Genomic DNA, 12,761 nt, shown 5'->3' on the forward strand with positions numbered 1-12,761 from the left:
CCCGTTCGGTTCTACTGGGAACCACCGCGAAGTGGCTTCCGTTCTTCCGAAGACTCACCGGTGATGGCCGGATCACAGTCATGCACGATGATTCTACCCCGCGTCGACTCCGGGGTGTGTCGACCGATATCCCGCGCAGACGGGTGCGATCGCGGCGCCGACATACGTCGCCAGCGCTCCACGGTTGACCCCGGTGCGGGCCCAGACTCCGGCGGCGGCAGCGGCGGCGGCCAGAACGGCCATGGCGAAGGCCCGGCTGGCGAGTTCGCTGCCGGGGCCCATGCGCGCCCCGGTGAAGCGCGTGACCAGCGACGCCTGAGCCATGAAGCGAGACAGGGCGGATGCCTCCAGCTCGCCGGCCGTGCCCATGAGTTCGTACTGGGTGAGCGCCCAGGGCACATGACCCGGACCGAAGGCGGCGCAGACCTGTAGCAGCGCCCGCTCCACGGTGTCCACGGCCTGCGTGCGCCCCGCCGCGTCAGCGCACTCCTCGAGCGCGACCGGGAATCCGGCCAGGCCGGCGTCGACGTCCACCCAGAGCAGGTCGCTCTTGGCTGCGAAGTAGTTGAAGAAAGTGGCCCGGCTGACGCCCGCGCGCCGGGTGATCTGCAGGATCGTGGTGCCCGCATACGTCTGTTCGAGGAACAGTTCAGCGGAAGCCTCTTCGAGCATCGCCCGCGAGGATCCACGGGGCCGCCCGGGCCGCCTTGGTCCGTGATCGGGCAGGTCATTACGGTGTTCTACGATGGGGTTGGTCCATTCTATTTGTGGACTGAGTCCAACAATTGCACGAGTCCAACACTTGCACACTCGGCCCACCGGGCGCCGCGGAAAGAGAACCACCATGCAGACTTCGGGGCACACCCACCGCGCATCGCGCACCTTGACCGGGCTGGTCGGCCTCGTCGCCACCGGCATCCTGCTCACCGGTTGCGCCACCACCGACTCCCCCGAGGCCACGGAACCCGTCTCCGGTGGCACGTTGACGTATGCCTCCGGCGACGCCGAGCCCACCTGCCTGGACCCGCACGTAGGCGGAAACTACCCGCAGGCCCTGGTCAGCACGCAGTACCTCGAGTCGCTCGTGTCCCGTGACGCCGACGGCACGATCATCCCCTGGCTGGCGGACTCGTGGACAGAGAGCGCCGATGGGCTGTCCTGGGACTTCACCCTTGCCGCTGGCGTGACCTTCACCGACGGCACCCCGCTGGACGCGGAAGCCGTGCAGGCGAACGTGGCACACCTCCAGGACCCGAACACGGGCTCGTCCACCGGCTACCTGGCCCTGGGCAAGGTCACCGGCACTGAGGCGGTCTCCGGCAACGTGGTGCGCTTCGTGCTCAGCGAACCCGACAGCGCTCTGCTCGAATCTCTTTCGCAGCCGTGGCTGGCCATCGAATCGCCCACTGCTCTGGCCCGCAGTCAGGACGAGAACTGCGCCTCCCCCGTGGGCACCGGCCCGTTCCAGGTGGAGAAGTGGGTGCAGCAGGAATCGATCACCCTGGTGCGCAACGACGACTACAGCTCGCCGCCGGAGGATGCGACCCACACCGGGCCGGCCTACCTCGACTCCATCGTCTGGCGCTTCATCCCCGACTCCGCGTCCCGCTATGCGGCGCTGCAGTCCGGCGACGCCGACGTGATCGACAACGCCCAGCCTGACACCATCGCGGCGGCCGAGAAGAGTGACGCCATCGTGCACCTCGACGCCCCGCGCCCGGGAGCGTCGAACCGGATCGAACTGAACTCCGGCCGAGCGCCCTTCGACGATCCCCTCGTGCGGGAGGCGTTCATCCGGTCGGCCAATGTCGATGACGCCGTGTCCAGCTTGTTCCAGGGCACGGCCAAGCGCTCGTACTCCGCCCTCTCCAGTGCTGAAACGCTCGCCGTTTCCCGTCCCGACCTTTTCGACTACGACCCCCAGACGGCCGCGGACCTGCTCGACGACGCCGGCTGGACCGAGCGGGATTCCGCCGGGTACCGGGTGAAGGACGGCCTGCGCCTCACGGTCGACTTCCCCGTGAGCACGAACCAGTCCATCCCGGCCGAGCAGTCTGTGTTCGAACAGATCCAGGCCACCGCGAAGGAGACCGGCTTCGAGGTTGTTCTCAGCCCGATGGACCTCTCCAGCTGGTACACCGCGCTGGGTGAGAACGACTACGACGCCGTCAGCGCCCCGTACACGAAGGTCGGACCCGACGTTCTGCGCATCCTCTTCCACTCCGACGGCATCACCCCGGCGCCCAGCGGCTACTTCGCCAACCACGCCCAGGTTGACGACCCGGCCATCGACGCCCTGCTCACCGAAGCCGGCCAGGTGACGGATGTCGATCAGCGCGCCGCCCTCTACACCGACGCACAGAACCAGGTGCTCGAGGGCTTCCACATCCTGCCGCTGTTCGACCAGCAGAACCACTACCTGCTCGGCACCGACGTAGTGGGCGCCCGAGCGCTGCCGACCGTGTCGACTCCCACCTTCTACGATGCGTGGCTGAAGTAGCGCGGGTCGCGCCGGTCGCACGGGCCGCCAGGGTCGTTCTGGCCCGCCTGGGCGGCGCGGCCTTCGTGCTCTGGATGGTGGCCACGCTCACGTTTTTCGCCGTGCGCCTGATCCCGGGCGACCCGGCCGAGGCCATCCTGGGCGGCCCAGGATCGCAGACCTCGCCGGAGGCACTGGCCGCGGTGCGTGCGGAGTACGGGCTCGACCAGCCCGTGTTGGTGCAGTACCTGGCGCAGCTGGGGCGCCTGATCACCGGGGATCTGGGCCGCTCCTATGCCCTCAATCAGGACGTCGCCCCGCTCCTGATCGGCCAGCTCGGAGGCACCCTGCTGCTCGCGGTGCTGGCTCTCGGAGTGGCCTGGCTGCTCGCCCTCGGCTTGGCGACCTGGTCCAGCCGAGGCGGACGCGTGGCCTGGACCGTGGGTTCGGGCCTGGAGATCGTGGCCGCGGCCCTACCGCACTTCTGGCTGGCGACGGCACTGATCGTGCTCTTCAGTGTCTGGCTGGGATGGCTGCCGCCGATCAGCACCCCCGGGGCCGCCGGTCTGGTGCTGCCGGTGCTGACCCTTGCCGTGCCGCTGGCCGGGTTCCTCGGCCAGATCATGCGGGAGTCCCTGCTCACCGCGCTGGAGTCACCGTTTGTGCTCTCCGCCCGCGCCAGAGGCGAGAGCGAGCTCGGTGTGCGTTGGGTGCACGCGATCCGGCACGCGTCTCTGCCGGCCATCAGCCTCTCCGGCTGGGCCTTCGGCTCCCTGATCAGCGGGGCCGTGGTGGTGGAGACGATCTTCGCTCGGCCCGGCCTCGGGCGCACGCTCCTGAACGCGGTGACGGTCCGCGACGTTCCCGTCGTGGTCGGTGCGGTGCTGATCGTAGCCGTCGGATACATTCTGATGACCCTGCTCACCGACCTGGCCCAGCGCATCGCCGACCCTCGGCTGCGAGCACGATGAGCGACCTCGAGATCCAGGCCGGGCTGGGCAGGTCGCCACGGACATCCCCCTCACATCGGTTTGGCGTGGCCGAGGTTCTGGCCGGACTGTTCGGCCTGTTCCTGATCACGGCGGCGCTGTTCCCCGCGCTCGTCGCCCCTGGGGACCCGCTCGGAATCGATCCACTGTCGGCGTTCCAGACCCCCTCTCCCGCACACTGGTTCGGCACCGACGAGTCCGGCCGAGACATTTACACCCGGGTCAGCCACGGCACCGGTAGCTCCCTCCTGATCGGCACCCTCGCCACCATGATCGGCCTCGGCCTTGGACTCGTCCTCGGAACCCTGGCCGGCATGCTCGGCCCCGTCGTGGACTTCACCGTGAACCGGTTCCTCGAAGTACTGTTCGCGTTCCCCGGCCTGCTGCTGGCTCTGCTCTTCATCCTGATCTTCGGACCGGGCGTTGCAACGGCGACCGTCGCCGTGGGCCTGGCGACCGCACCCGGCTATGCCCGGATCATCCGTGGCCAGCTCATTCTGGTTCGGTCTTCCGCCTTCGTCGAAGCGGCGACCGTGCTCGGGCGAAGTCCGGGCCGGATCCTGGTGCGCCACGTGCTGCCCAACGCCCTCGCGCCGCTCTTCGTGCTCGGGACGCTCGGCATCGGCCAGGCCATCGTCTGGGCGTCGGCGCTGAGCTACCTGGGCCTGGGCGCGGCGCCGCCCGCCGCGGAGTGGGGCGCGATGCTCGCCGCCGGGCGCACCTACATCGGCTCGGCTTGGTGGATGAGCTTCTTCCCCGGCCTGTTCATCGTGCTGACGGCGGTGTCGGCGACGGCGCTCGGCCGCGGCATCGAACGACGGATGAGGCACGCATGAGCGACGAGACCGACGTGGGTGTCCCCGGGGCCGCGAGTGTGACCGGCGCCGGTGAAGGGCCGGGCGGGGTTGCCGCGGGGGTTGCCCCGGCCGTGCGAGTAAGGAACCTCGTCGTGGGCTTCGGGCCAAAAGACGGCGCCGACCCTGTGCTGAACGGCGTCTCGTTCGAGGTGGCCCCCGGCGAGTGCCTGGCCATCGTGGGCGAGTCCGGCTCGGGCAAGAGCGTCACCGCGCGCAGCCTGCTCGGCCTGGCCGGCGACAACGCCTGGGTGCGTGCCGACGAACTGAGCCTCGCGGGTTCCGATGTGCAGAACCTCTCCGAGGCCCAGTGGCGGCGCCGGCGCGGGCGCGACGTGGGGCTGGTGGTGCAGGATGCCCTCGTCTCGCTCGACCCGCTGCGCCCGGTGGGCCGTGAGATCGCCGACTCGCTGCGGCTACACACCCGCCTGGACGCCGCCGCACGGCACACCCGCGTACTCGAGGCCCTCGAGCGGGTCGGTCTACCCGACGCCGGCAACGCCATGCGGAAACGCTCGGGCGAGCTCTCCGGCGGACAGCGCCAGCGCGCCCTGATCGCGGCCGCGATCGCCCTGGACCCGCCGCTGCTGATCGCCGACGAGCCGACGACCGCGCTCGACGTCACCGTGCAGGCGCAGATCCTGGACCTTCTGGCGACCCTGAAACGTGCCGGCACCGGCATCCTCCTGATCAGCCACGACCTCGCCGTGGTCGGGCGCATCGCCGACCGGATCGCTGTGCTGTGCGACGGGCGCATCGTGGAGCAGGGACCGGCCGACGAGGTGCTGACCCGGCCCCGGCATCCGGTCACCCGGACGATGATCGCCGCGATCCCGGTGGACAAGCCGCGCGGGCTTCGCCTGAACCCTCGGGCGGCCGAGCCCGTGCTGCCTTCCCTGAGCTACCAGTCAGGTGTGGCTCCCGGGTCGTCCCCGGACGATTGCGACCGCGACACCTCCCCCACCACCGTGCTCGAGGCCATCGGACTGGTCAAGCGCTTCACCCGGCCGGATGGCAGCGAGCAGCTCGCGGTCGACAGTGTCTCGTTCCGGCTCGAGCGCGGCACGACGCTCGGCATCGTGGGCGAGTCCGGCTCCGGAAAGACCACGTCGGCCCGCCTCGCGCTGGCGCTGACCCGCCCCGACGCCGGAGAGGTGCGAGTGCTCGGCCAGGCGTTCAGCGCCGTGCCGGAGAAGGAACGTCGCGCGCTGCGACCACACCTCGGCGCGGTCTACCAGGATGCGCTCAGCTCGTTCGACCCGCGGCTCAGCGTCGAGCAGGTCCTCCGGGACGCGGTCGCCGGCGGAGCCCGCCGCACCGGGCGCGTCGGGGCATCCGCCGGCGCTGCCGACCGGCTGCGCGTGCTCGGCCTGCTCGAAGCCGTGGGGCTGCCGCAGGGTCTGCTCGGCCGCCGCCCGCTGTCGCTCTCCGGCGGTCAGCGGCAGCGGGTCAGCATCGCCCGGGCACTGGCGTCGGGCCCGCAGATCCTGATCTGCGACGAGCCCGTGTCGTCACTCGACGTGACGGTTCAGGCTCAGGTGCTCGACCTTCTCGACGAGCTCCAGCGAAACCTTGGCCTCAGCCTGCTGTTCATCTCCCACGATCTAGGGGTGATCCAGCACGTCAGTGACCAGGTCGCCGTGATGTTGGACGGGCGCATCGTCGAGACCGGTGCCACGGCCCGGGTCTTCGCCGCCCCCGAGCATCCGTACACGCAGGCGCTTCTGGGCGCGGTGCCCCGGATCGGGTTCTGACGGGCTGACCGTGTTCGCCACTCGCCAAACAGCGATTACGTCCCGAACGAATTCGACGGAGATTTTGCCAAAAACGGCCCGAAACCCGTCTCACAAGCTCGCGCACGAGATAATCACCGTCGAATTGGTTGGCCCGGCCTCGCCACTCCACGCTTCGGCACCCTCCCTGATCGCGACCCCGGCGACCACGAGCGCTGCGACCGAATCGGCCCAGGCCCAGCCGAGGAGCGCGTTGGCCGCCAGGACGAGCCGCATCGCCCCAGACAGCCACGCGCAGAGCAATAGCTGACGGGCGTCGGCGATCTCGCAGGCGATGCCGAGCTCCACACCCGCGCGCCGCTTCGCGCCCGCCACCCGGGCATGATCACAAGGTTCAGGCAGGTGATTGCGATGGCGCGCAGAGCCGGTTTCTGCCACCGGTCCGGGTCACGGTAGGTGAACTGCCAGGAGCTGACCGCGGCGGAGAGCACTTCGATCACGGAGTCCAGGGGCCCTGCGCGACCTGGCGAGACCCGCAGTCGGGGGGAGTCGAGGCATCCGGTAAGTTAGGTAAGGCCCAATACTCAGGCACTTCACCAACGACACGGTGCCGCACAGATCGAATCGGAGAAACATGACCGCCGCCAGCGTTCCGGAAAAACCGGCCCTCGAAGGCCTCGAATCCAAATGGGGCGGCTCGTGGGAAGAGGCCGGCACCTACCGCTTCGACCGTGACTCTGCCACGCGGGAGAGCGTCTTCTCCATCGACACCCCACCGCCGACCGCTTCGGGCTCGCTGCATATCGGCCACGTCTTTTCCTACACGCACACGGATGTCGTCGCCCGCTTCCAGCGGATGCGCGGCAAGAGCGTCTTTTACCCGATGGGCTGGGACGACAACGGCCTGCCCACCGAGCGCCGCGTGCAGAATTACTACGGCGTGCGCTGCGACCCGTCGCTGCCCTACGCCGTTGACTTCACCGCACCGTTCGAGGGCGGCGACGGCAAGAGCACCAAGGCCGCCGACCAGTTGCCGATCAGCCGCCGCAACTTCATCGAGCTGTGCGAGCGCCTCACCATCGAGGACGAGAAACAGTTCGAGGCCGTCTGGCGCATGCTGGGCCTGAGCGTCGACTGGACCCAGACCTACCGCACGATCGGGCACGATTCCCTGGTCTCCTCGCAGGCGGCGTTCATCGGTAACATCGAACGCGGCGAGGCCTACCAGGCCATGGCTCCCACCCTGTGGGATGTCACCTTTCGCACGGCAGTCGCGCAGGCCGAGCTCGAAGACAAGGAGATGCCGGCGTCCTACCACCGGGTGGCGTTCACACAGCCCGACGGCGGCACGATCGAGATCGAAACCACCCGCCCGGAATTGCTGCCGGCCTGCGTGGCCCTGGTAGCGCATCCGGACGACGAGCGCTACAAGGCACTGTTCGGCACGACCGTGCGCACCCCGCTCTTCGACGTGGAGGTGCCGGTTCTGGCCCACCACCTCGCTCAGAAGGACAAGGGCAGCGGAATCGCCATGATCTGCACGTTCGGCGATGTGACCGACGTGATCTGGTGGCGTGAACTCGACCTGCCGAACCGAGCCATTATGGGCTTCGACGGCCGCATCATCGCTGACACGCCCGAGGCGATCACGAGCGAGGCCGGGCAGGCAGCGTTCGCGCAACTGGCCGGCAAGACCGTTTTCTCCGCCAAGGCGGCCGTGGTGGACCTGCTCCGCAGCAGCGGCGACCTGATCGGCGAGCCCCGCTCGATCGTGCACCCGGTCAAGTTCTTCGAGAAGGGCGACAAGCCCCTCGAGATCGTGTCGACGCGCCAGTGGTATATCCGCAACGGCGCCCGCGACGAGGAGCTGCGCGCCCGCCTGATCGCACACGGAACCGACCTGCAGTGGCACCCCGAATTCATGCGCGTGCGCTACGAGAACTGGGTCAACGGCCTCACCGGCGACTGGCTCGTCTCCCGCCAGCGTTTCTTCGGTGTTCCGCTGCCGATCTGGTACCCATTGGATTCCGCCGCGAACCCGCTCTTCGACCAGCCCATCGTCGCTACCCGCGAGATGCTCCCGGTCGACCCGTCCTCCGATACCGCGCCGGGTTACGCGGCCGAGCAGCGCGGCAAGGCGAACGGTTTCGTCGGCGAGGTGGACGTGATGGACACCTGGGCGACCTCCTCACTCACTCCGCAGCTGGCCGGCGGCTGGGAGCGCGACCCTGAGCTTTTCGCCCTGGTCTACCCGTACTCGCTGCGCCCGCAGGGCCAGGACATCATCCGCACCTGGCTGTTCTCCACCCTGCTGCGCGCCGAATTGGAACACGGTGTCTCACCGTGGCAGCACGCGGCCCTGTCCGGCTTCATCGTGGACCCAGACCGCAAGAAGATGTCCAAGTCCAAGGGCAACGTGGTCACCCCGGCGGACATGCTCGAGCAGCACGGTTCGGATGCCGTGCGTTACTGGGCCGCATCGTCGCGCCTGGGCACCGATGCCGCCTTCGACCCCAAGAATCCGACCCAGATCAAGATCGGACGTCGCCTGGCGATCAAGATCCTGAACGCGTCGAAATTCATCCTCGCCTTCGACGGGGCAGCCGACGCGCCCGTGACCGAACCTCTCGACCAGAGCATGCTTGCACGGCTCAGCGTCGTCGTCGGCCAGGCCACCGCCGCGTTCGAGGGCTACGACCACGCCCGTGCACTGGAGCTCACTGAGAGCTTCTTCTGGACGTTCTGCGACGACTACCTCGAATTGGTCAAGGAACGCGCCTACGGCGAGGCCGGATCCGGGCAGGCGTCGGCCGTGGCTGCCCTGCGCACCGCGCTGGACTCCCTGCTGCGCCTGTTCGCCCCGTTCGTCCCCTTCGCGACCGAGGAAGCCTGGTCATGGTCGAACGACACGTCGATCCACACGGCCCCCTGGCCTGTGCAGGCCGACCTCGGCGGAGGGCTTGGTGGCAACGTGGCTCTGCTGGACCTGTCCAGCCGGGCGCTCACCGGCATCCGCCGCGCGAAGACGGATGCGAAAGCATCCCAGAAATCCGCCGTTATTTCTGCTGTAATTGGTGGTACGGCTGCAGAGATTGCCCTGCTCAGGCAGGCTGCCGCCGATCTGAGGGCCGTTGGCCGCATCTCGGAGTTGGTTTTTATTGAAGGCAGCGAATTGGCTGTCACTGACATCGTGCTCGCCACGGTGACAGAGAACTAGGAGAACCGAATGTCAATCAAGGTACGCGCGCTCGGCGACAAAGACTTTTTCTCGTGGCTGGGACTCTTCGAGGGCTACAGCGAGTTCTACAAGAGCAGCCTGACCGATCAGAAGGCGCTCCAGGTCTGGAGCTGGATCATCGACAAGAACGAGTCCCTCACCGGCGCTGTCGCAGTCAACGATGACGGCGACTTCATCGGCTTCGCGCACTACCGCGAGGTTCCGAGCACCCTCACCGCCACCCGCGGCCTGTTCCTCGACGATCTGTTCGTGTCCCAGGACTCGCGCAGCACGGGTGTCGGTCGGGCTCTGATCGAATTCGCCACGGAATACGCCGCCACGCGCCACCTCGGTACGGTGCAGTGGCTGACCGCGGCCGACAACGAGACCGCTCAGCACCTGTATGACGATGTGGCCACGCGCACCGACTGGGTGACCTATGAGATTGAGCTGTAAATGAAGATGGGAAGCCGTTGGCCCCTCGGCAGCCCGGTACCGGCCGGGCTGCCGCACGTCGTGGAGATCGCCGTCCACGCGGTCGAAGAGGAACTCACCGCGCTGGCGGAAGACTCCAGCTCCTGGCGCTGGACGCTGACCTGGCTCGAGGGCAGCCCTGTGCTCGAACTCGACGACGGCACGGTCATCCGGTATGACAAGGACGAGGACAGCGCCACCATCACGCAGCCGTCGATCGTGCTCGACGACGAGGACGACTGGATCTAGCTTCTCTCGCAGTCAGACACTGGCGAGACGTGAGGCTTGCGGGGTCGGAGCATGCGTGCTGCCCTCATTCGTGTCTCGTCGGCGACATGGAGTGCGACTCCGGGCCCTCCCAGCGGAAAAGGGCGGCGACGCCCAGGCCGCCCGCGATGCTGACCGCCGCGAGGGCCGCTTCCCCTGGCTCCGCCGCGGCGCGGCACTGCTGCAGCAGTCGCAGCACCAGCAGTGCTCCGCTGGCGCCGAACGGATGCCCGAGAGCGAGCGCACCACCCTCGCGGTTGGCGTTCTGCTCCGGAATGCCGATCAGGTCGAGGGACGCGATCACCTGGGCGGCGAAGGCCTCGTTGAACTCGATCCTGGCCAAGTCCGCCCCGGTCAGGCTCTGCCGCGCCAACACGAGGCGGGCGGCCTCGGCACCGGCAATGCCGAGCACGTTCGGGTCGGTTCCAGTGGCCGCGGCGTCGACGAAGCGGAGGTAGCCGGTCAGGCCGAGTTCGTTCGCCCGCCGGCGACTGGTGACCAGCACCGCGACGGCGCCGTCGGCATCCGCGCAGGTATTTCCGGCGGTGACCGTTCCCCCCGGCCGGAAAACCGGTGCGAACCGCGCCAACAGCGCCTCGGTCAGACCCCGTCGAGGACCCTCGTCCCAGTTGACCGGGCCGGCCTCCGTGGGCACCGGCACGATCTCGGGTGCGTGCGCTCCGGCATCCGCCGCGGCAAGGGCCTGCCGGTGGCTGCGGAGCGCGAAGGCGTCCTGCCGCTGCCGGGACACACCGTAGCGATCGGCCACGTTCTCGGCGGCGACACCCATCTCGGGATCACCGACCGAATCCGGGGAGAAGCGTGCGCGGTCGAAGAAGTCCGGCAGCCCGGGGGCCGAGGTGAGCCGGTGTGCGCGCAGCGGCGAGGTACTGGTGCTCTCCACTCCCCCGGCCAGATAGAGGTCACCGGCACCCGCGGCAACCAGACGGCACGCCAGCACAATGGCCTCGAGGCCGGAACCGCACTGCCGATCGATGGTGAGGCCCGGCACGCTCGCCGGCAGACCGGCAGTCAGGGCGGCCAAGCGGGCCACATTGCCGCCACCGCCGACCGCATTGCCGATGATGACGTCGTCGATGGCGGATGCGGGCACGCCGCCCGCCGCGACCACGGCGTTCAGCACGGGGGCGAGGAGATCCTCGGCGCGGACCCGGCCGAAGACTCCGTTCCGGCGACCGAACGCGGTGCGTCGGGCGAGCACGATCACCGGTTCCCGGGCTGCGTCCGGGCCGAGCGCAGCGGCGGCAGCCGAGTCCTCGGCCGGCCAGCCCAGGTCAGCGGAGCGGGTGCACATGCGCGTCACCGTCCTCGATCCAGCGGCGCAGCATCACGCGGCTGATCTTACCGGACGGGGTGAGCGGCAGCTGCGCCAGGGCGTAGTACCCCCGTGGCCGGCTAGGTGCGGCGAGCAAGGTCGCCACGTGCGACCGAAGGCAGGTGGCGTCCACCTCGGGACCGGCGATGACCGCCGCCACCACGCGGGTTCCGCGCACAGGGTCGGCCACCCCGGTGACCACCGCGTGCTCGACGCCGGGGATATCGCGCAGGGCGGCTTCGACCTGCTGCGGGTAAACGTTGTGCCCGGACGTGACGATGAGGTCGGCGCGACGCCCGAGGTGGTGCAGCACGGCATCCCGGTCGAGGAAGCCGAGGTCGCCGACCGTGCACCAGTCACCCTCGCGGCGGAAGGCCTCGCCGTCGTCACCCCAGGCGTAGCCGCTGCCCACCAGCGGGCTGCGCACGAAGATAGTGCCCGCGATACCGGTCGGAAGAGCGCGCCCCGCGTCGTCCTGAATGCGCACCTCGACGCCAGGGAGAGCTTGCCCGACGGCGGTCGCCGAGAGGGGAACAGCGTCGCCGGGGCACAGCACGGATGCCGTCACGAAGCTCAGTTCGGCCGCCCCGTAGTACTCGAACACGCGTGCTCCCGGCGCCCAGCTCCGCAGCAGCTCCCGAGATGCCAGGTCGAGTTTGGCCCCGGCGCTCACGATGGCGGTGAGTCCCGTGCCGGGCGATCCAACCGACAGCGCATGCGCGGCGATGAGACGCAGCACGGTCGGCGCCGCCACGATCCGGGTGATGCCCTCCGCGGTGACGCTGGCGACGGCCTCGGCGGCGGAGAAGCGCGGCAGCGTGACGAAGGCGGCGCCAGTGTGCAACGATTCAGCGAGGGCGTAGAGGGTGAGGCTGGCAGACAGAGGCCCGGGCGCCAGGACACGATCGTGCCGGGTCAAACCGAAGAACTCAGCGCCCAGTGCGAACGAGCGCTGCCAGGAGAGTCGACTGCGTGTGAAGGCCTTGGGCGCGGACGTCGTGCCGGAGGTGAACCCGTAGAGGAAGTCCCGGCCGGGCGGGCCGTCGCGCAGTTCCGCGCCGAGCGGGGGCACGCCAACGTGCCCGACCACCGCAAAGGGCCCGTCCTTCCCAGCCGGCCCAGTCTCCGCGCCGAGTCCAGCCAGCCGCGCCTCCACGGCCAGGCGCTGCGCGACGGGCCAGCCGGGGTCCAGCACCGCGGCGTGGCGTCCTCCCGCTACGCCGGCGGCGAAGGCAATCGCGAACGCGGTGCCGTTGGGCCGGCAGACGACCGAGATCCGCGGCGTCGCGGGAAGGCGCGCCGTGGCGGCATCGCGAAGCGCGGCGAAGCTGAGCCGGTCCGCGCCGACCGTGACGGCGGTGGCGTCGGGTTGGACCCGGGCCCAGTGCTGGAGTCGATCGAGGAAGGGCACG

The 12,761-nt window shown here is 69.2% G+C and carries 11 protein-coding genes; 7 read left to right on the forward strand and 4 right to left on the reverse strand.

Annotated elements, in window-relative coordinates:
- Positions 1 to 93 precede the first annotated feature (93 nt).
- Entirely contained in the window at positions 94 to 672 is a 579-nt protein-coding gene (locus E3O65_RS03365) for a TetR/AcrR family transcriptional regulator (RefSeq protein ID WP_241985643.1), read from the reverse strand.
- A gap of 172 nt (positions 673 to 844) precedes the next feature.
- On the opposite strand from E3O65_RS03365, the gene E3O65_RS03370 reads away from it, so the two are divergent.
- From E3O65_RS03370 to E3O65_RS03385, 4 genes are read left to right on the forward strand one after another with little or no spacing between them, the layout of a single operon-like run.
- On the forward strand, positions 845 to 2,500 hold the full coding sequence (locus E3O65_RS03370) for an ABC transporter substrate-binding protein (RefSeq protein WP_134362343.1): 1,656 nt from the start codon (positions 845 to 847) through the stop codon (positions 2,498 to 2,500).
- Positions 2,488 to 3,450 carry an ABC transporter permease gene (locus E3O65_RS03375; protein ID WP_277870399.1) on the forward strand — a complete coding sequence of 321 codons (963 nt, stop codon included), beginning with the start codon at positions 2,488 to 2,490 and terminating at the stop codon, positions 3,448 to 3,450. Before E3O65_RS03370 ends, E3O65_RS03375 begins: the two co-directional genes overlap by 13 nt.
- Entirely contained in the window at positions 3,447 to 4,304 is an 858-nt protein-coding gene (locus tag E3O65_RS03380; RefSeq protein WP_134362344.1) for an ABC transporter permease, read from the forward strand. The genes E3O65_RS03375 and E3O65_RS03380 overlap by 4 nt, the downstream gene beginning before the upstream one ends.
- Positions 4,301 to 6,076 carry a dipeptide ABC transporter ATP-binding protein gene (locus E3O65_RS03385; protein WP_134362345.1) on the forward strand — a complete coding sequence of 592 codons (1,776 nt, stop codon included), beginning with the start codon at positions 4,301 to 4,303 and terminating at the stop codon, positions 6,074 to 6,076. The genes E3O65_RS03380 and E3O65_RS03385 overlap by 4 nt, the downstream gene beginning before the upstream one ends.
- Positions 6,077 to 6,166: 90 nt before the next feature.
- On the opposite strand, the gene E3O65_RS03390 is transcribed toward E3O65_RS03385, so the two are convergent.
- Positions 6,167 to 6,430 carry a hypothetical protein gene (locus E3O65_RS03390; protein WP_134362346.1) on the reverse strand — a complete coding sequence of 88 codons (264 nt, stop codon included), beginning with the start codon at positions 6,428 to 6,430 and terminating at the stop codon, positions 6,167 to 6,169.
- A 259-nt stretch (positions 6,431 to 6,689) separates the two neighbouring features.
- Between E3O65_RS03390 and valS the strand changes: the two genes are divergently transcribed.
- Genes valS through E3O65_RS03405 form a run of 3 tightly spaced genes read left to right on the forward strand, consistent with a single transcriptional unit; the run spans position 6,690 to position 9,995 of the window.
- A complete protein-coding gene (gene valS / locus E3O65_RS03395; RefSeq protein ID WP_134362347.1) occupies positions 6,690 to 9,272 on the forward strand; it encodes a valine--tRNA ligase in 2,583 nt (860 codons plus the stop codon).
- Positions 9,273 to 9,281: 9 nt separating this feature from the next.
- The gene (locus E3O65_RS03400; RefSeq protein WP_134362348.1) at positions 9,282 to 9,728 is read left to right on the forward strand and encodes a GNAT family N-acetyltransferase; all 447 of its coding nucleotides are present in this window, start codon (positions 9,282 to 9,284) and stop codon (positions 9,726 to 9,728) included.
- On the forward strand, positions 9,729 to 9,995 hold the full coding sequence (locus E3O65_RS03405) for a hypothetical protein (RefSeq protein WP_134362349.1): 267 nt from the start codon (positions 9,729 to 9,731) through the stop codon (positions 9,993 to 9,995). It begins immediately after the preceding gene.
- A 64-nt stretch (positions 9,996 to 10,059) separates the two neighbouring features.
- On the opposite strand, the gene E3O65_RS03410 is transcribed toward E3O65_RS03405, so the two are convergent.
- Positions 10,060 to 11,328 (reverse strand): thiolase family protein, encoded by a 1,269-nt coding sequence (locus E3O65_RS03410; RefSeq protein ID WP_134362350.1) that lies wholly within the window; start codon positions 11,326 to 11,328, stop codon positions 10,060 to 10,062.
- Positions 11,309 to 12,760 (reverse strand): class I adenylate-forming enzyme family protein, encoded by a 1,452-nt coding sequence (locus E3O65_RS03415; protein ID WP_134362351.1) that lies wholly within the window; start codon positions 12,758 to 12,760, stop codon positions 11,309 to 11,311. The genes E3O65_RS03410 and E3O65_RS03415 overlap by 20 nt, the downstream gene beginning before the upstream one ends.
- Between the last annotated feature and the right edge of the window lies 1 nt (position 12,761).

This window comes from Cryobacterium breve (assembly GCF_004402375.1).
Lineage (GTDB): Bacteria > Actinomycetota > Actinomycetes > Actinomycetales > Microbacteriaceae > Cryobacterium > Cryobacterium breve.